Annotated in this window: 18 protein-coding genes; 11 read left to right on the top strand and 7 right to left on the bottom strand. The window is 71.0% G+C overall.

The genetic code is table 11. From position 1 onward, the window contains the following. Positions 1 to 49 precede the first annotated feature (49 nt). Genes ACIG5F_RS17320 through ACIG5F_RS17310 form a run of 3 tightly spaced genes read right to left on the bottom strand, consistent with a single transcriptional unit; the run spans position 50 to position 4097 of the window. A complete protein-coding gene (locus tag ACIG5F_RS17320) occupies positions 50 to 1570 on the bottom strand; it encodes a hypothetical protein (protein ID WP_396518691.1) in 1521 nt (506 codons plus the stop codon). A 38-nt stretch (positions 1571 to 1608) separates the two neighbouring features. Then, entirely contained in the window at positions 1609 to 3096 is a 1488-nt protein-coding gene (locus tag ACIG5F_RS17315; protein ID WP_396518690.1) for a CoA-acylating methylmalonate-semialdehyde dehydrogenase, read from the bottom strand. Continuing rightward, positions 3093 to 4097 (bottom strand): LacI family DNA-binding transcriptional regulator, encoded by a 1005-nt coding sequence (locus tag ACIG5F_RS17310; protein WP_396518689.1) that lies wholly within the window; start codon positions 4095 to 4097, stop codon positions 3093 to 3095. The genes ACIG5F_RS17315 and ACIG5F_RS17310 overlap by 4 nt, the downstream gene beginning before the upstream one ends. A gap of 126 nt (positions 4098 to 4223) precedes the next feature. Between ACIG5F_RS17310 and ACIG5F_RS17305 the strand changes: the two genes are divergently transcribed. The 10 genes from ACIG5F_RS17305 to ACIG5F_RS17260 all read left to right on the top strand — a co-directional run bounded on the left by ACIG5F_RS17305 (position 4224) and on the right by ACIG5F_RS17260 (position 14161). Further along, on the top strand, positions 4224 to 5228 hold the full coding sequence (locus ACIG5F_RS17305; protein ID WP_396518688.1) for a Gfo/Idh/MocA family oxidoreductase: 1005 nt from the start codon (positions 4224 to 4226) through the stop codon (positions 5226 to 5228). A 65-nt stretch (positions 5229 to 5293) separates the two neighbouring features. Beyond that, positions 5294 to 6112, top strand: a complete 819-nt coding sequence (locus ACIG5F_RS17300; RefSeq protein ID WP_396518815.1) for a TIM barrel protein — start codon at positions 5294 to 5296, stop codon at positions 6110 to 6112. 29 nt (positions 6113 to 6141) lie between these two features. After that, the gene (locus ACIG5F_RS17295) at positions 6142 to 7137 is read left to right on the top strand and encodes a sugar ABC transporter substrate-binding protein (RefSeq protein WP_396518687.1); all 996 of its coding nucleotides are present in this window, start codon (positions 6142 to 6144) and stop codon (positions 7135 to 7137) included. Then, positions 7134 to 8180 carry an ABC transporter permease gene (locus ACIG5F_RS17290; RefSeq protein WP_396518686.1) on the top strand — a complete coding sequence of 349 codons (1047 nt, stop codon included), beginning with the start codon at positions 7134 to 7136 and terminating at the stop codon, positions 8178 to 8180. Before ACIG5F_RS17295 ends, ACIG5F_RS17290 begins: the two co-directional genes overlap by 4 nt. Continuing rightward, entirely contained in the window at positions 8177 to 8956 is a 780-nt protein-coding gene (locus tag ACIG5F_RS17285) for an ATP-binding cassette domain-containing protein (protein ID WP_396518685.1), read from the top strand. Before ACIG5F_RS17290 ends, ACIG5F_RS17285 begins: the two co-directional genes overlap by 4 nt. Further along, positions 8953 to 9915 (top strand): 5-dehydro-2-deoxygluconokinase, encoded by a 963-nt coding sequence (gene iolC / locus ACIG5F_RS17280; protein WP_396518684.1) that lies wholly within the window; start codon positions 8953 to 8955, stop codon positions 9913 to 9915. The genes ACIG5F_RS17285 and iolC overlap by 4 nt, the downstream gene beginning before the upstream one ends. Further along, complete coding sequence (locus ACIG5F_RS17275; RefSeq protein ID WP_396518683.1) at positions 9905 to 10795, top strand: aldolase; 891 nt, start codon at positions 9905 to 9907, stop codon at positions 10793 to 10795. The genes iolC and ACIG5F_RS17275 overlap by 11 nt, the downstream gene beginning before the upstream one ends. Continuing rightward, positions 10792 to 11694, top strand: coding sequence for a 5-deoxy-glucuronate isomerase (gene iolB / locus ACIG5F_RS17270; protein WP_396518682.1), 903 nt, complete (start codon positions 10792 to 10794; stop codon positions 11692 to 11694). Before ACIG5F_RS17275 ends, iolB begins: the two co-directional genes overlap by 4 nt. Further along, positions 11691 to 13538, top strand: a complete 1848-nt coding sequence (gene iolD, locus ACIG5F_RS17265) for a 3D-(3,5/4)-trihydroxycyclohexane-1,2-dione acylhydrolase (decyclizing) (RefSeq protein WP_396518681.1) — start codon at positions 11691 to 11693, stop codon at positions 13536 to 13538. The genes iolB and iolD overlap by 4 nt, the downstream gene beginning before the upstream one ends. A 197-nt stretch (positions 13539 to 13735) precedes the next feature. Further along, positions 13736 to 14161 (top strand): hypothetical protein, encoded by a 426-nt coding sequence (locus ACIG5F_RS17260; protein ID WP_396518680.1) that lies wholly within the window; start codon positions 13736 to 13738, stop codon positions 14159 to 14161. 62 nt (positions 14162 to 14223) lie between these two features. Here ACIG5F_RS17260 and ACIG5F_RS17255 read toward each other — a convergent pair whose 3' ends face one another. Beyond that, positions 14224 to 14412 carry a DUF3073 domain-containing protein gene (locus tag ACIG5F_RS17255; RefSeq protein ID WP_396518679.1) on the bottom strand — a complete coding sequence of 63 codons (189 nt, stop codon included), beginning with the start codon at positions 14410 to 14412 and terminating at the stop codon, positions 14224 to 14226. A 185-nt stretch (positions 14413 to 14597) separates the two neighbouring features. Between ACIG5F_RS17255 and ACIG5F_RS17250 the strand changes: the two genes are divergently transcribed. Continuing rightward, the gene (locus ACIG5F_RS17250) at positions 14598 to 15491 is read left to right on the top strand and encodes a hypothetical protein (RefSeq protein WP_396518678.1); all 894 of its coding nucleotides are present in this window, start codon (positions 14598 to 14600) and stop codon (positions 15489 to 15491) included. Here ACIG5F_RS17250 and ACIG5F_RS17245 read toward each other — a convergent pair whose 3' ends face one another. The 3 genes from ACIG5F_RS17245 to ACIG5F_RS17235 all read right to left on the bottom strand — a co-directional run bounded on the left by ACIG5F_RS17245 (position 15492) and on the right by ACIG5F_RS17235 (position 18330). Further along, positions 15492 to 16061 (bottom strand): aerial mycelium formation protein, encoded by a 570-nt coding sequence (locus ACIG5F_RS17245; RefSeq protein WP_396518677.1) that lies wholly within the window; start codon positions 16059 to 16061, stop codon positions 15492 to 15494. It lies immediately after the preceding gene. A 52-nt stretch (positions 16062 to 16113) separates the two neighbouring features. Continuing rightward, entirely contained in the window at positions 16114 to 16968 is an 855-nt protein-coding gene (locus ACIG5F_RS17240) for a 3-keto-5-aminohexanoate cleavage protein (RefSeq protein WP_396518676.1), read from the bottom strand. A 354-nt stretch (positions 16969 to 17322) separates the two neighbouring features. Further along, positions 17323 to 18330 (bottom strand): YgfZ/GcvT domain-containing protein, encoded by a 1008-nt coding sequence (locus ACIG5F_RS17235; protein WP_396518675.1) that lies wholly within the window; start codon positions 18328 to 18330, stop codon positions 17323 to 17325. Positions 18331 to 18396: the final 66 nt, after the last annotated feature.

Here is an 18396-nt window from a genome sequence, read left to right as displayed (position 1 = left end):
CGGCGAGTCACGCTCACCGGCATACCGGACGCACGGTTCCGGCAGAAGATCAACTGACTCGCGGGTACTCGCCGGACTTGGGCTCCACCCGCAGCACGTCGATACGGGCCTGCACGGTGTCCAGCGCGCCGACCGCGTAGCCGAAGCCGAGGCCCTCGATGCCGATCTCGGCGACCATCACCTCCGACTCCGGGCCGATCAGTTCGCCCGACACGGTGACGAAGTCCCAGGCCGGGTCGGCCTCCAGGCCGAACACCTCCTGGATGTAGTCGCTGAGCTCGTCCAGCTCCGCCGCCGACTCCACCTCGACCAGCTTCTCCCGGTCACCCACCACGATCTTGAGCACGTGCGCCATCTCGTCGACGTCCCCGGGCACCGGCAGCAGGTCGTCGTAGTCGGCCTCCAGGGCCTCCTCGATGTCCCGCAGCGCCACCAGCTCGTCGCTCTCGGCCCGGAACTCCACCAGCTCCGGGTCGTGGTAGGCCTCGGCGAAGCGCTCCAGCAGCTCCGGCAGCCGCTCGTCCCACACCTCGCGCTGCTCGGGCGAGGCGGTGAAGCGCACCCAGGCGGTGATGATCTCCGGCAGCCGGGCCAGGTCCTCGTCGGAGATCTCGATGTTGGCCGGCACGCTCACGCTGAGCAGGTAGTCCAGCGAGGCCGGGCCGATCTGCCGGACCCGCCGCCCGTTGGACGAGGCCGAGCTGGCCGCCAGCACCGCCCACGACCGGGCCAGCTCCACGTCCTCGAACGGCCGCGAGGCCAGGAACTCGTCCACCGCCGGCTCGAAGTCCTCGATCTCCGGCAGGTCGTCGGACAGGCCGGCGATGCGGGCCTGTAGCAGCGCGAACTCCATCGCCGGATTGGTGTCGTCGGGCAGCTCCAGCATCTCGCTGTGCGCCTCCGGGCCGTCCACCAGGAACAGGCCCAGCGGCCCGTCGATCCGCTCCAGGGCCTGCACCGGCGTCAGCCGCACCGGCTTCGGCTTCGGGTCGATGTTCACGCCCAGCTCCCGGGCCAGCGCCTGGGCGTCGGTCTCCGACCGCTCCACCACCGCGATCTGCACGATGTGCAGCGCCGAGGCGTGGTCCACCAGCACGCCGATGACGATGTCCGAGTAGCCCAGGGTGATCAGCTCGATGTCGCCGAACAGGTCCGCCACCGACCAGGCGTCCACCAGCTCCGGCTGCTCCTGCCGGTACCAGTCCGGCGGCGACACGCCTTCGGCGGTCAGCTCCGTCGCCGCGTCCAGGAAGAAGTCCCGCTCCTCGTCGAAGCCCACCGAGCCCAGGGCCAGCAGCGCCGCCAGCGTCGCCGGGCTGCGCCGCTCCACCAGCGCCTCCACCAGCCGCTCGACCGAGCGGTCCATGGTCTCGTCCGGGTCGCCGTCCTGCCGCCACGCCGCCCGCCAGAACCCGCCGACCAGCCCGGCCGCCCACAGCTGCGCCTCGTACAGCGACTTCATGCCCAACAGGTCGTTCGCGGCGGTCACCGCCGCCTGGACCGGGGACTGCGGGCGGGGACGCTGCTGCCCCTTGCGCTTGGGCTTGCGGTTACGGCTGACCGGGCTCATGCGGCGAATCGTCGCACGACCCCGGTCCGCCGCTCCACTCAGCCGTGGGTGGGGAAGCCCAGGTCGATGCCGGACTGGCGGGGCCAGCGGGCGGTGACGGCCTTGGCCCGGGTGTAGAAGCGGACGCCCTCGGCCCCGTGCACGTGGGTGTCGCCGAACAGGGAGTCCTTCCAGCCGCCGAAGGAGTAGTAGGCCATCGGCACCGGGATGGGCACGTTGATGCCGACCATGCCGACGTGCACCCGGCGCTGGTACTCGCGGGCGGCGAGGCCGTCGCCGGTGTAGACGGCGGTGCCGTTGCCGTAGGGGTTGTTGTTGACCAGCCGGACGGCGTCCTCGAAGGTCTCGACGCGGACCACCGACAGCACGGGGCCGAAGATCTCGTCGCGGTAGATCGACATCTCCGGGGTGACGTGGTCGAACAGCGTTGGCGCGACCCAGAAGCCGTTCTCGAAGCCGGCGGGGGCGTGGCCACGGCCGTCGACCACGAGGGTGGCCCCCTCGGTCACGCCGGCGTCCACATAGGACACGACCCGGTCCCGGTGGACGCCGGTGACCAGCGGACCCATCTGCGACGACGTGTCGTCGCCGGGGCCGGTGACCAGGTCACGGGTGCGGGCGGCGATCGCCTCGACCAGGCGGTCGGCCACATCGCCGACGGCGACGACCACGGAAATGGCCATGCACCGCTCGCCGGCGCTGCCGTAGCCGGCCGACACGGCGGCGTCGGCGGCCACGTCGATGTCGGCGTCGGGCAGCACCACCATGTGGTTCTTGGCCCCGCCCAGGGCCTGCACGCGCTTGCCGTTGGCGGTGGCCCGGGAGTAGACGTGCTTGGCGATCGGCGTGGAGCCGACGAAGGAAACCCCGGCCACGTCGGGGTGGTCGAGCAGCGCGTTCACGGCGGTGGCGTCGCCCTGCACGACGTTGAGCACGCCGTCGGGCAGGCCGGCCTCGCCGAACAACTCGGCCAACCGGACCGAAGCCGACGGATCGCGGTCGGAAGGCTTGAGCACAAAGGCGTTTCCGGCGGCAATGGCCACCGGGAACATCCACATCGGGACCATCACGGGAAAGTTGAACGGCGTGATGCCGGCGACCACACCGAGCGGCTCCCGCACCGAGTACGCGTCCACGCCCCGGGAGACCTGCTCGGAGTGCTCGCCCTTGAGCAGATGCGGGATGCCGCAGGCGAATTCCACGACCTCCAGCCCGCGCTGCACCTCGCCGGCGGCGTCGGAGACGACCTTGCCGTGCTCGGAGCTGATGATCTCGGCCAGCTCGTCGGCGTGCTCGTGCACCAGCTGCCGGAACGCGAACAGCACCTTGCTGCGGGTGGCCAGCGACGAGTCCGACCACGACTGCGCGGCCTTCACCGCCGAGGACACGGCCAGGTCCACGTCGGCCTGGTCGGCCAGCGCCACCTGCCGGGCCACTTCGCCGGTGCTGGGCCGGAAAACGTCACCGGTGCGGGTCGATGAGCCGGTGGTGCGGGCCCCGTCGATCCAGTGCGGTGTCACGCTCACGTCGAATTCCTCCTGCTCGCGGTGGTCGCGCGGACCACGAGTGACGGGTGTAGGAGCCGGTGCAGGGCCTCGGTCCTGGCGCCGCGCACGCGGTCGATCAGGGCCTGCGCGGCCAGTCGGCCCATCTCGTGCCGGGGTTGGTCCACAGTGGTCAGTGAGACGTGCCGCAGCGCGGCCAGCGACGTGTTGTCGTAGCCGACGACCGAAACATCCTGGGGCACGCGCAGTCCGGCGTCCTCCAGGGCGGAGATGGCCCCGACGGCGTTGTAGTCGTTGGCGGCCACGATCGCGGTCGGCATCGGGCCGCCCTCGGCGATCAGGCCCCGCACCGCCCGGGCGCCGGCGGTGTCGGTGTACTCGCTGGCCACCACCAGAGGCTCCAGGCCGTGCCGCTGCATCGCGGCGACATAGCCCTTGCGACGTAAGGAAGCCTGCGAACCGCCGCCGCCGTCCAGGTGGGCGATGTGGTGGTGGCCGAGCTCGACCAGGTGGTCCACGGCCAGCCCGGAACCCACCTCGCCGTCGTCGTTTATCGTGTCCACAGTGGACAGTCGAGAGGCTCGGGAGACCAGCACCAGTGGGGACTGCTCGGCCGCTTTGGCGATGGTGGAGGCCGGCACGACCGGGCCGAGCAGCGCGATGCCGGCCGGCCGGAAGGACAGCAGGTTGTCCACGGCCCGGCGCTCCCGGGTCGGGCTGCGGCCGCCGGTGTTGATGATGAGGTCGAAGCCCAGCTCGGTGACGGCGGCGTCGAAGCCGTCCACCACCTCGGCGAAGAAGGCGTTGTTCAGGTCGGACACCATCGCCCCGAGCACCGTGGACGTGGCGCTGGCCAGCGACCGGGCCATCAGGTGCGGCGAGTAGCCCAGCTCCTCGGCCGCCCGCAGCACCGCGCTGCGCCGCTGCTCGCTGACCTTGGGCGACCCGCGCATGACCAGCGAGACCAGCGCGCGCGACACCCCGGCCCGCGCGGCCACGTCCTCCATGGTCGGACGGCCCATCGCACCTCCCGGCTTGACCGATCCAAGGTCACAAGGGTGAAACCGCCCCTTGACATCGGTGTGACGCACCCTACAGGGTTGGAGCGCTCCAACCAATAGAGCGCTCTAACGGAGGGGAACCCGCACATGCGCATCGGAGTTGCCGGCGTCGGGCGGATCGGCGCCATGCACGCCGCCAACCTCGCCTCCCTGGACCAGGTGGACGAGGTCGTCCTGTTCGATCCGGTTCCGGGTCGCGCCGAACAGGCCGCCGGCCAGCTGGGCTCAGGCGTCAGCCATGTCGACGACCTCGACACGCTGCTGACCACGGACGGCGTGCTGCTGGCCACCCCGACCAACACCCACCCGGAGATGCTGCGCCGCTCCATCGGCGCCGGCGTCCCGGTGCTGTGCGAGAAGCCCATCGCCGGCGACCTGGCCACCATGCAGGCCCTGGTCGACGAGGTGGAGACGGCCGGCGCGACCGTGCTGGTCGGCTTCCAGCGCCGCTTCGACCCGGCCATCGTCGAGTTGCACCGGCGGCTGCGTGCGGGTGAGGTGGGCAAGGTGTACCTGGTCCGAGCCCTGGGCAACGACGCCCAACCCCCGGACTTCGGCTACCTGCCGGCCTCCGGCGGCATCTTCCGCGACCTGTTCGTGCACGACCTGGACGCCGTGCCGTGGCTGGTCGGCGAGCCGGTGGTCGAGGTCTACGCCTCCGGCTCGGTGCTGGTCGACCAGGCCTTCGCCGACGCCGACGACGTGGACAACGCCGTCATCACACTCAAGTTCGCCGGCGGCGCGCACGCCCTGATCGCCGGCGGCCGGCACGACCCGCTCGGCTACGACCACCGCATCGAGGTCCTCGGCAGCCGCGACTCCCTCACCGTTGGTCTAGACCCTCGTACGCCGCTGACCTCGCTCGAAGCGGATGGGCCCAAGGTCGGCATTGACGCCTACCCGGGCTTCCCGGAACGATTCCGCAACGCGTACCTCAATGAGATGGCGGTGTTCGTCGACGTGGTGGCCGGTCGTGCCGACAATCCCTCCCCGGTTCGGGACAGCCTGGTCAGCCTGCGTCTGGCCGAGGCGTGCGAGGCTTCTCGCCGCTCGGGCAACCCGGTCCGTCTGCTGTCGGAGGTGGACGCGTGAGCGTGATCAAGGTCGCCGGGGCGCCGATCTCCTGGGGTGTCTGCGAGGTGCCGGGCTGGGGCCGGATGCTGCCACCGCGGACCGTGTTGTCGCAGATGAGCGAGCTGGGGCTGACGGCGACCGAGCTCGGTCCGCCGGCCTACCTGCCCGAGGACCCCGCTGTTCTCAAGAACACGTTGGCCGAGCACGAACTTACGCTGGTCGGCGGTTTCCTCGCCGTTGTCCTGCACGACGACGAGCGCACCGAGCAGACTCTGAGCGAAGCCGAGCACTCGGCCGAGGTGCTGGCCGCCGGCGGGGCCGAGGTCCTGGTGCTGGCCGCGGCCACCGGCCTGGACGGCTATGACGAACGTCCACAGCTGACCGACGAGCAGTGGGCGACCCTGATCTCCACCTGCGCCGCGATCCGGGATGTCGCCGCCCGGCACGGCCTGGACACGGTGCTGCACCCGCACGTGGGCACGCACGTCGAACGCGGGCCCGAGGTCGAGCGCTTCCTCGCCGACTCGGACCTGCCGCTGTGCCTGGACACCGGGCACCTGCTGATCGGTGGCACGGACCCGGTCGAGCTGGCCAAGCGCCACGCCGCCCGGATCAGCCACGTGCACCTCAAGGATGTCCGCGCCGCGCTCGCCGACGAGGTTCGGTCGGGGCGGCTCGGCTACGCCGACGCGGTCGCCCAGGGCATGTACGTGCCGTTAGGCGACGGTGACGTGGAGGTCGGCGCGATCGTGCGCTTCCTTCACGAGGCGGGTTACGACGGGTGGCACGTCCTGGAGCAGGACACCGCCCTTCCCGAGGATGGCACCGAGGGAGACAGCCAACCCCTGCGTGACACCGCTCGGAGCATCGCTTACCTCGACACGGTCGTCCGGGACCTGTAACCGGCGACCGCACTTCCCCAGGAGCGACAATGTTGTCCAAGAAGTCCAAGAGGATCCTGCTTGGCATGGCGGCCGCGGCGAGCGCGGTCGTGCTCGCCGCCTGCGCCGGGCCCGCCTCCTCGTCGAGCGGTGGGAGCGCCCCCGCCAACGGCTCGACGACCAGCGGCGGCCCGATGAACGTCGCGGTGGTCACGCACGGCTCGGCCGGCGACTCGTTCTGGAACGTGGTCAAGAACGGCGCCGAGGACGCCGGCAAGCAGCTGGGCGTCAACGTCACCTACAACTCCGACGGCGATCCTGGGGCGCAGTCGAAGTTGATCGACAACGCGGTCGCTCAGCACGTGGACGGCCTGGTGGTGTCCATGGCCAACCCGGACGCGCTCAAGACCTCGGTGACGGCCGCGGTCAAGGCCGGCATCCCGGTCATCACCATCAACTCCGGCCAGTCGCAGAGCGCCGCCTTCGGCGCCATCGCGCACGTCGGCCAGGACGAGGGCATCGCCGGCCAGCAGGCCGGGGCCAAGCTCAAGGCGTCCGGCAAGACCAACCTGCTGTGCGTGATCCACGAGGCCGGCAACGTGGGCCTTGCCCAGCGCTGCGACGGCGCCAAGCAGGGCTTCGGCAAGACCACCAACCTCCAGGTGGACATCAACAACCCGACCGACGTCGAGGCCAAGATCAAGGGCGCGCTGCAGACCGACTCCTCGATCGACGCGGTGCTCACGCTCAACCCGCAGATCGCGCTGTCCGCGGTGAACGCGGCCAAGGAGACCAGCTCCAAGGCCACCATCGCCACCTTCGACCTCAACTCGGACGTGGTCAGCGCGATCAAGGCCGGCCAGATCTCCTTCGCGGTCGACCAGCAGCAGTACGAGCAGGGCTACCTGCCGATCGTGATGCTCAAGCTCTACCACGACAACGCCAACACCGTGGGCGGCGGCCAGCCGGTGCTGACCGGTCCGGGCTTCGTCGACAAGTCCAATGTGGACAAGGTGGCGCAGTACGCGGCCAGGGGCACCCGATGAGTGATTTCTCGGGCACGCTGACGACCGACGAGCGCGTCGCCAGTCCCAGCCTGCTCACCCGACTGGCCGTCCGGCCGGAGATCGGCGCGCTGATCGGCGCGCTCGTGGTGTTCGTGTTCTTCTCGGTGATCACCAGCCAGTTCGTCACGCCGGCCGGGATCTCGACGTGGCTGGACACCTCGGCCACCCTGGGCATCGTCGCGGTGGCGGTGGCGCTGCTCATGATCGGTGGCGAGTTCGACCTGTCCGCCGGCGTGATGACCGCGTCCAGCTCGCTGGTCACGGCGATGCTGGCGGTGAAACTGGGCGTGAACGTCTGGCTGGCCGTCCTGGTCTCGCTGGTGTTCTCGCTCGCGGTCGGCGCGTTCAACGGCTGGCTGGTGATGCGGACCAGGCTGCCCAGCTTCATCGTCACGCTGGGCACCTTCTTCGCCTTGCAGGGCCTCAATCTCGGCGTCACGACGCTGGTGACCGGCACCGTCCAGGTGTCGGGCATCGCGTCCGTGCCGGGCTACGAGTCGGTCGGCTACCTGTTCGCCTCCACGTTCACCGTCGGCGCCGCGTCCTTCCCGATCTCCATCGTGTGGTGGATCGCGGTGACGCTGCTGGCGTCCTGGCTGCTGGTGCGGACCCGCTTCGGCAACTGGATCTTCGCCGTCGGCGGCTCCGCCCCCAGCTCCCGGGCGGTCGGCGTGCCGGTGGCCCGCAGCAAGATCCTGCTGTTCATGATGACCTCGGGCGCGGCCTGGCTGGTCGGCACCATCAACATCCTGCGCTTCACCACCGTGCAGGCCAACCAGGGCATCGGCCTGGAGTTCCAGTACATCATCGCGGCGGTCATCGGCGGCTGCCTGCTGACCGGCGGCTTCGGCTCGGCGATCGGGGCGGCCATCGGCGCGCTGATCTTCGGCATGGCCAACCAGGGCATCGTGTACGCGCACTGGAACAGCGACTGGTTCAAGCTGTTCCTGGGCATCATGCTGCTGGCCGCGGTGCTGGTGAACAACGGCTTCCGGGCCAGGGCGGAAAGGGTGCGGCGATGAGCTCACTGCTGGAGGTCCGCGACGTCGGCAAGACGTACGGCAGCGTCATCGCCCTGCGCGATGTGTCCACTGTGGTCAACGCCGGCGAGGTCACCTGCGTGCTCGGCGACAACGGCGCCGGCAAGTCCACCCTGATCAAGATCCTGGCCGGGCTGCACCAGCACGACTCCGGCCAGTTCCTGTTCGAGGGCGAGCCGGTCAAGCTGGCCTCCCCGCGCGAGGCCCTGGACCGCGGCATCGCCACGGTGTACCAGGACCTGGCCGTGGTGCCGCTGATGTCGGTGTGGCGCAACTTCTTCCTCGGCTCCGAGCCGACGAAGGGGTTCGGGCCGTTCCGCATGCTCGACCGGCGCAAGGGCCGGGACGAGACCCGCTGGGCGCTGGCCGACATGGGCATCGACCTGCGGGACGTGGAGCAGCCGGTCGGCACGTTGTCCGGCGGCGAGCGGCAGTGCGTGGCCATCGCCCGCGCGGTGCACTTCGGCGCCAAGGTGCTCATCCTGGACGAGCCGACCGCGGCGCTGGGCGTGAAGCAGGCCGGTGTGGTGCTCAAGTACGTCGCCCAGGCCCGCGACCGCGGCCTCGGCGTCGTGCTGATCACGCACAACCCGCACCACGCCTACCCCGTGGGCAACCGCTTCCTGTTGTTGAAGCGGGGCCGCAGCCTCGGATCCTTCGACAAGAAGGACATCAGCATCGAGGAGCTGACCCGGCAGATGGCCGGTGGGGCGGAACTCGAGGCGCTGCAACACGAACTGCGCGGTGCGGCGCAGTGAGTATCCATGCCGGGAGCACCGAGCTGGAGGCGCTCACGATCGGCCGGGTCGGGGTCGACCTGTACCCGGAGCAGAGCGGCGTGCCGCTCGCCGACGTGAGCACCTTCGCGAAGTCCCTGGGCGGCACGGCCACCAATGTCGCGGTGGCCGCCGCCCGGCTGGGCCGGCGCACGGCCGTGCTGACCAAGGTCGGCCCGGACGGCTTCGGCGACTACGTGCGGAAAGCGTTGGCGGGCTTCGGTGTCTCGCCGGAGTTCGTCGGCACCGCGCCGGATCTGCTGACGCCGGTGGTGTTCTGCGAGCTGAACCCGCCGGCCGATCCGCCGCTGCTGTTCTACCGCCTGCCGATCGCGCCCGACCTCACGCTCACCGAGGACGATGTTCCTTGGGACGTCGTGGAAGCCGTGCCGCTGCTGTGGGTCACCGGCACCGGCGTGTGCACCGAGCCGGCCCGCTCCACCCAGCGCAAGATCCTGGAGCGGCGGGCCCGGCGCGGGCACACCGTGCTGGACCTGGACTACCGGCCGATGTTCTGGTCCGATGTGGACACCGCCCGGGCCGAGATCGGCTGGATGCTCGACCACGTCACGGTGGCCGTGGGCAACCGGGCCGAGGTCGAGGTGGCGGTCGGCACCGCCGACCCCGACGAGGCCGCCGACCGGCTGCTGGCCCGGGGGATCTCCCTGGCCCTGGTGAAGAAGGGGGCCGACGGCGTGCTCGTGGCCACCCCCTCGGGGCGTGAAACCGTGACGCCGCAACGGGTCGAGGTGGTCTGCGGGCTGGGGGCCGGCGACGCGTTCGGCGGCTCGGTGATCAACGGCCTGCTGGCCGGCTGGGATCCGGTGACCATCGCCCGGCAGGCCAACGCGGCCGGCGCGATCGTGGCCGCCCGGCTGGCCTGCGCCGATGCCATGCCCGACGCCGGCGAGATCGAGGAGTTGCTTTCCCGTGTTGACTGACACGCAGTGGGCCGGCCTGCTGCACACCCGGGCGACCGACCCGCAGGCGGTGGCGATCGCCTACGCCACCCGGCGGCGTCGGCCCACTCTGTTGTCCGGCAAGGGCACGCTGTTCCTGATCGCCGCCGATCACCCGGCACGAGGGGCGCTGGGTGTCGGCGGCGACCCGCTGGCCATGTCCGACCGCCGCGAGCTGCTGGACCGGCTGCTCACCGCGCTGGCCAACCCGGCCGTGGACGGCCTGCTGGCCACCCCGGACATCGTCGAGGAGCTGCTGCTGCTCGACGCCCTGCACGACAAGATCGTCATCGGCTCGATGAACCGCGGCGGCCTGGCCGGCGCCGACTGGGAGATCGACGACCGCTTCACCGGCTACGACGGTCAGTCCATTTCGGACAACCGACTGGACGGCGGCAAGATGCTGCTGCGCATCGTGGATTCCGACGCCGGCACCATTCCCACGCTCCAGGGCTGCGCCGACGCCGTCACCGACCTGGCCGGCCAGGGGCTGATGGCCATGGTCGAGCCGCTGCCCTACACCCGGGACTCCTCGGGCAAGTTGGTGCTGCAGAAGGACGCCCAGTCGCTGGCGCGGGCCATCACCGTGGCCTCGGCGCTCGGCGTCACCTCGGCCTACACCTGGCTGAAGCTGCCCGCCCCCGGCGAGGTACACGTGCTGGACACCACCACGCTGCCGGTGGTCGTGCTCGGCGGCGTGCCGTCTGGCAACCCCGCCGACGATCTCGCCGCGTGGGGCAATGCCCTGTCGCATCCCGTGGTGCGTGGCCTGGTTGTCGGCCGTGCCCTGCTCTACCCGCCCGACGGCGACGTCGCCGCCGCCGTGCAAGCCGCAGCCAAGGTTCTGGAGGCCGCCCGATGACTCTGCACCGTCCACTCGGGACCTTGTCGGACGGTGAAGACCCGGTCCGGCTCGCGCCTTCCGACGCCGGCTGGGCCTACACGGGTCTTCGGGTGCTGCTCCTGCACCCCGGAACCTCGCGTGTGATCGAGACCGGCGAGTTCGAGGCGTTCGTGCTGCCGTTGGCCGGCGGCTGCGTCGTCGAGGTCGACGGCCAGCGCTTCGAGCTCGACGGCCGGGACTCCGTGTTCTCCCGAGTCACCGACTTCGCCTACGTGCCACGGGACGCCACTGTCACACTGTCCACTCGGGACGGTGTCGAGGTCGCCCTGCCGATGGCCCGCTGCACCCGGCGTCTGGAACCCAGGTACGGGCCGGCCGAGGACGTCCCGGTCGAGACCCGCGGGGCCGGCAACGCCACCCGGCAGGTCACCAACTTCGGCGTGCCCGGCGTGTGGGACCACGCCGACAAGCTCAACGCCTGCGAGCTGATCACCCCCGACGGCAACTGGTCCTCGTACCCGCCGCACAAGCACGACGAGGCGACCCAAAGGGATTCGACGCCGTGCGAGGTCGTCAACGAGGAGATCTACTACTTCCGCATCGCCGGCCGCGACGGCGTGAACACCTCGCGCGAGGGCTTCGGCCTGCACCGCACCTACACCGCCGACGGCTCGATCGACGAGGACGTGGCCATTCGTGACGGCGACGTTTTCCTTATCCCACGCGGCTATCACGGCCCGTGCGTGGCCGCCCCCGGCTATCCCATGTACTACCTGAACGTCCTGGCCGGCCCGGCCGAGGACCGTTCGATGGCGTTCTGTGACGACCCGGCGCACGGTTGGATCCGTGACACCTGGGCCACGACGCCGCTGGACCCGCGCTGCCCGGTGACGTCTGCGAAGGGACGTGTGCGATGAGGATGACCACCGCCCAGGCCCTGGTCCGCTGGCTGATCGCCCAGCGCACCGAGCTGTTCGACGGCGCCGAGGCCCCGCTGTTCCCCGGCGTGTTCGCCATCTTCGGGCACGGCAACGTGCTCGGGCTCGGCACCGCCCTCGAGGAGCACCGGTCGGAGATTCCGGTGTGGCGCGGGCACAACGAGCAGGGCATGGCTCTGGCCGCCGTCGGCTACGCCAAGGCCACGCACCGCCGGCAGGTCGGCGTCGCCACCACCTCCATCGGCCCCGGCGCGCTGAACCTCGTCACCGCCGCCGGCGTCGCCCACGCCAACCGGCTGCCGCTGCTTCTGCTGCCCGGCGACACTTTCACCAGCCGCGCGCCCGATCCCGTGCTCCAGCAGATCGAGCCGTTCCACGACGGCACCGCCAGCGTCAACGACGCCTTCCGCGCTGTCAGCCGCTACTTCGACCGCATCACCCGTCCCGAGCAGCTGCTGGCCGCGTTGCCGCAGGTCGCTCGTGTGCTCACCGATCCCGCCGACTGCGGTCCGGTCACCTTGGCGCTGCCCCAGGACGTGCAGGCCGAGGCCTTCGACTTCCCCGAGTCGCTGTTCGCGCCCGTCGTGCACCGCATCCAGCGCCCCCGCGCCGATCTGCGTTCCCTGTCCGAGGCCGCCTCCGTGCTGCGCGGCGCTTCCCGGCCGTTGTTGGTGCTCGGCGGAGGCGTCCGGTACTCCGGCGCCGGTGCCGCGGCCATCGCTTTCGCCGAACGCTTCGGGCTGCCGGTCGTGGAGACCACCGCCGGCCGCACCTTGATCGCCCACGACCACCCCCTGCACGCCGGTCCCCTCGGCATCACCGGCTCCAGCTCCGGCAACGAGCTCGCCGCCGAAGCCGATGTGGTTTTCGCCGTCGGCACCCGTCTCCAGGACTTCACCACCGCCTCGTGGACCGTGTTCTCCCCGGCGGTTCGTCTGGTGGCCCTCAACGCCGCCCCCTTCGACGCCGTCAAACACGGCGCTGTGGCCGTCGTCGGCGACGCCCTCGCCGGTCTCGCCGACCTCGAACCCCTCCTCGACTCCTGGTCCGCCCCCGCCACTTGGACCGCCCGGGCCGCTTCTGCCCGTGCCGTGTGGGACTCCCACATCGACAAGCTCCGCTCGCCTTCCCCGGAGCTCACCTACGCCCAGGTCGTCGGGCTCGTCAACGACCAGTCCGGGCCGTCGGACTACGTCATGACCGCCTCCGGCGGCCTCCCCGGCGAGCTCATCGGCGGGTGGCGGGCTTCTGGTCCCGCCACCATGGACGTCGAGTACGGCTTCTCGTGCATGGGCTACGAGATCGCCGGCGCCTGGGGCGCTGCCATGGCCCATCCCGCCGGCATCGTCACCACCCTGCTCGGCGACGGCTCCTACCTCATGCTCAACTCGGAGCTCTTCAGCGCCGCCTTCGCCGGCCACGGCTTCGTCGCCGTCGTCTGCGACAACGACGGCTACGCCGTCATCCACCGCCTCCAAACCGGCCAAGGCGCCGCCGGCTACAACAACATGTACGCCGACTGCCGCTCAGACCTACCCGTCCCACCCCGCGTCAACTTCGCCGCCCACGCCGCCGCCCTGGGTTGTGCGGTCTTCGAAGCCGACGGGGTTTCCTTCGCCGCCCAGTACGCCGCGGCTCGCTCAGCCGCCTCGGAGGGCAAGGTCGCCGTGGTCACGGTCAAAACCCACCCGTCGTCGTGGACTGAGGCCGGAGCCTGGTGGGAGGTCGGCGTCCCCCAGACCTCCCACAGGGCAGAGGTCCTAGCGGCTCGGGCGGAGCTGGACGAGGCCAAGGCCAAGCAGGTCCGGTACCTGGGTCACTGACCGGCGGCCGCGCCCGGCTCCCCCCGGGCGCAGCCGCCGGGTTCATGTCGATCCGCCTGTGTGGATTCAGGCCGGCTATCACCCAAACGGGTGCACGGGTCGATTCCTGGACGACCATGCCCTAGAAGGCGTTGCGTATGTCCGCCACGGGCCGATCGTCCGGCGACTCTGATCAACTACGGCTATCGTCGATGACGATGGTTGCTGCGCGTGTCCCGGTGTTGTGCCCGGCCCACTTCCCGGACGGCTTCCGGCGAGTGGTGGCGCAGATCGTCAACGACGTGACGGCGGTGCTGCCGGAGCTGCACCCGCAGCTGCGGATAGAGGTGGCGGACCCGGCGGAGCGGCCGCTGCTGACCTTCACGGTGTGGTTCGACCACGTCCGGCGCGCGGCCTTCGGGCTGCCGGTGCGCATGCTGAGGTCCAGCGTGGAGCAGGTGAAGCGGGACCTGGCCGAGCGAATCCAGGACGCGTTCGTGGAGGAGTACGGCCGGCCGCTGCCGCCGTGCCCCGGTCACGAGCATCCGTTGACGCCGGAGGTCCGCGATGTGGCGATGTGGCTATGCCCGTACGACCCGGGTCACTGGTCCTGCCGGATCGGTGACTACCGGGCCGCTGGGTAGGCAAAAGGGAGGGCTGAGCCGCCGGTGACCGGCAGCTCAACCCTCACCACGTCGCAGACGCGTCAACGACGGTAGTCGTCGTCGTAATCGTCGTACGGGTCTTCCGTTTGCTCTTCGTCCGGCGGACCCACGTGGGACTGTCCCGAGCCCGACAGCTCACGCTGAAGGGCATCGAAGTCCGTGTTGTGGGAGCTGTACTTGAGCTCTCGGGCCACCTTCGTTTGCTTGGCCTTCGCTCGGCCGCGCCCCATGGCTCGACCCCCTCGCACAGGGACGGGGGCGGCCGGGGGAATCGGCGGCCCCACTCGTCACGACAACTGGTTCCTGGTAACTACCGTACCGTGTCGATGGGGTTCGATGCGACGCGGCTTGCTTGTGGACCGCACGACACCTCGCCGACGCCCGGTCGGGCCGCCGATCGTGGCACGATTCGGGTGTGCCCCGCCCGTTCTCCGCTTACCTCCGAGTGTACGAACCGTTGTCGGCCTTCGACGCTGCGTTGGCCGCCAGGCTGCGCAAGGCCGTCGACGAAGGCCCCCTGACCAGGGCGGAGGCCGGAGACCGGGAACGAGAACTGTGGCTCCGGTCACAGTTGGCGACGCCGCCGCGGCTGCTGCCGGGCGAGCTGTCCGACGGCCGCCCGGCCCCCAACGCCCCGCTCGACGTGCTGGTGCTGGACCCGGCCGAGGTCCCGACCAGTGAGAGCGCCACCGTGGGCCCCGGCCCCCTCATCTGCCCCCTGGACATGCGCGCCCGCTCCGCGGCGGCCCTGGTGGGCTTCCTGAGCACCTCTTCGGGCGTGCTGAAGGCGGCTGCCCTGACCATCCCGGCCGACATCGCCCGGACCCGGGCCGGCGCGGTGATGGCCGAGCTGGCCGGCGGGGCGGTGCATGTGGTGTCCACCACGTGGACGGTGCCGCTGCCGTGGTTCTCCCTGGTCGATCCGGACAGCCGGCACATCATCCTCGCGCCCCGCGAGGACGGGGAGCGGCAGGTCGCGTGGCGGATCGCCATGGCCGACGCCCGCCGCCGGGTGGCCAGGGCCCACTCCGTGGTCCGGGAGTCGCTCGGCGAGAACGGCCCGGCCCGCGTGCTCAAGGACACCGGCCGCTGGCTGGAGCACTTCCACCCGCACTCGGCCGTCGAGCTCGACTACGGCGGCCTGGTCCAGCTATTGGACGACGAGGAGCTGCTGGAGGACACCTCGGCCCAGGACGTGCACGCCATCGTCGACGCCATGGAGTCCGGCGACGCCGAAGAGGTCGCCTCCCGCTACGAGCAGCTGCGCGACTTCTGGGGCGAACTGGCCGGCAAGGAGCGCCTCGGCTAGCTATTCCGCCTCGCGGCGGGTCCGCTCGTTGGCCAGCAGCTCGTCCACCGAGGCGCTGCCGCTGCGGTAGCGGCCGGCGATCTCGTCGTTCAGCTTGTCCATCACGATCTGCACCTCGCGCCGCCGCGCCGACACCGAGGCCTCCTCGGCCACGAAGGCCTGGCCGGCCTGGACCAGCTTGTCGTCCGACAGCGAGGCCACGTCCGACAGGTCGACGTCGGAGACCAGGGCCTCCACGTGCCGGCGGTGCGCCTCGGCCCGGGACGGCTCCAGCGTCTGGTAGCGGCCGAGCCCGGTGGCCGGGCCCACGGCGTTCTCGGACAGGATCGAGACCAGCCGATCCACCACGGAGGCGCCGCCGCCCTCGACTCTGCGCTGCTGTTCCGCCTTCACGATGTCGATGCGGGCATGCAGAAGCCGGCGCAGGTAGGACAGGTCGGTCTCCTCCTGCGCCGCCTCGTCGCGCAGCGCGCGGACCTCATCGAGCGGGCGCTGTTCGACACCGGCCGTGTAGTCCGGCGCGAGCACCCGGTCGATGCGCCGCCGCCCGCCAGGACGGACCTCGATCACACCGCCATCCTGAAGCACACTGCCATCACCCGCCAACACCTGAGAGTCGGTTTCAACCGGACCGTTGCACTCCGAGTAGCTTGCGGACCCCGTCCGCGGCCAACGGCGGCCGCTGGGCTATCCGGGCGAGGCCACTGGCCCTGGCCACCAGCTGGGCGTTGTCACGGACCCGCTCGCCCCGGGCGTAGGAGACCGTGTCCTCCATCCCGACGCGCAGATGCCCGCCCGCCGAAAGGGCCGCGAACATCACCGGTATGGAGGAGCGCCCGATCCCGGTGGCCGAGAACGTCGCGCCGTCCGGGATCGCCCGCAGCGCCGCCGCGAGCGTCTCCGTGTCGCCCGGCATGCCGCCCGGCACCCCCATCACCAGGTCCACGTGCACGTGTCCGCCCGCCGGCAGGCCGTGCTGGTCCAGCAGCCGCCGCAGACTGGCCAGCTGGCCCAGGTCGAAGATCTCGTACTCCGGCACGATGCCCCGGTCCTGCATCCGCTTGTGCAGCTCGACGATGAACTCCCAGCGGTTCATGAACACGTCGTCGCCGAAGTTGACCGTGCCCATCGTGCAGGACGCCGAGTCCGGGCCCGCCTCCAGCACCCGCAGCCGGTTCTCCTCCGGGTCGGTCACCGCGCCGCCGGTCGAGAGCTGGACCACCAGCTCCGTCTCCGCCCGCAGCGCCGCCACCGTCTCCTTGAGCAGCCCCAGGTCCAGCGTCGGCCTCGTGTCCGCGCCGCGGATGTGCACGTGGATCATGGACGCGCCCACCCGCTCGCAGTCCTTGGCCGTGCTGACCAGCTCATCCAGGGTCACCGGCAGATTCGGCACATCCGCCTTGGCGTGCTCGGCCCCCGTGGGGGCGACCGTGATCAGAGTGCCGTGCGCCCCGGGGCGCGGAGTCGACGCTGACATGGCCCGATCCTCGCACGTCAGCCACGGCAGACGGAAGATTTCCCGGGGAAACCCCCACACCACGGAAATTTGACGGCCACTCTCGCGGAATCGCCCCCTGGCCAGCGCGGACCAGACCTAGCCGGAACCTGACCCAGCCCGGTTGCCCACCCAACCCCGTTGCCCACCCAACCCCGTTGCCCACCCAACCCAAGGGGGCGTCCCCCGCTGCCAGCCTACTCAGCGGTGGGGGCGGCGGGGCGGGCGAAGATCCAGATGTGGATAACTCGGGGGCTGTGGACAAGTCAGCGGTCGCAGGTCGCGGACGGCTTCGGATAGGTCAGCGGTCGCGGGTTGCCGACGGGGTTGGAGAAATCAGCGGCCCAGGTTGCGGACGGCTTCGCGGCCGAGGGCGGCGTTGTCCGGGGGCACGGAGTCGGGGTCGATGGAGGCGGCGATGGGCTCCTCGGCGGGGCCGGTGACCAGGGCGGCGTCCAGGGGAACCGAGCGCTTGATCAGGGCCAGGGCGATGGGGCCGAGCTCGTGGTGCCGTACGGCGGAGCCGATGCGGCCGACGGCCTTGCCGTCCAGCAGCACGGGGTCGCCGGTCTCGGGCAGGGCGTCCAGGGAGCCGTCGAGGTGCAGCAGCAGCATCCGCCGGGGCGGGCGGCCGACGTTCTCGACCTTGGACACGGTCTCCTGCCCCCGGTAGCAGCCCTTGTTGAGGTGCACGGCGGTGCCGATCCACCGGGCCTCGTGCGGGATGGTGCGCTCGTCGGTGTCGACGCCGAGGCGGGGGCGGAGCAGCTCCACCCGCAAAGCCTCGAAGGCCAGGGAGCCGGCGGGGCGGGCCCCGGCGTCAACCAGACGGGTGAACTCGGCGTCCCTCGAGGCCCGGGGAACGAGCAGGTCGGCGCCCCACGGCATGGGACGGACCAGACCGCCGAAGGTGACCAGGCGAGAGGTGTCGGGCCCGAGAACGGACAGAACGGCGATCTCGGACGTGGCGTCCCGGGGCTCGACCTTGGACCAGAACTTCATCGACTCCAGGTAGGCCAGCAGCGCCTTGCCGGCGCCGGGCTCGACGTCGAGCCAGGCGGTGCCGTCGAAGTCGGTGAGCACGGCGTGGTGCTCGACCCGGCCCTGCACGTCCAGCACCAGCAGCTCGGTGGTCTCCCCGTCGCGCAGGTTGAGCACGTGCTGGCTGGTCAGGTTGTGCAGCCAGGCCAGCCGGTCCTCGCCGGGCACGGCGATGACCTCACGGTTGGAGCGGTCGACCACGGCGGCGGAGCGGGCGGCGGCGCGCTGCTCGGCGAAGGGGTCGCCGTAGTGCCACGGCACGCCGGCGTCGGGCGAGCCGGCGGGGGCCTCGACGATGGTCACAGTCCCACCTCGCTGGCGCTAGGCGGGTCTGCGACCCAGGTCACTGCGCTGAATCGCGCCCTCGCA

Source organism: Kutzneria sp. NPDC052558 (genome assembly GCF_044547355.1).
Lineage (GTDB): Bacteria > Actinomycetota > Actinomycetes > Mycobacteriales > Pseudonocardiaceae > Kutzneria.
The sequence above is the reverse complement of the archived record's forward strand: the minus strand, read 5'-3'. Positions and strand labels throughout refer to the sequence as shown.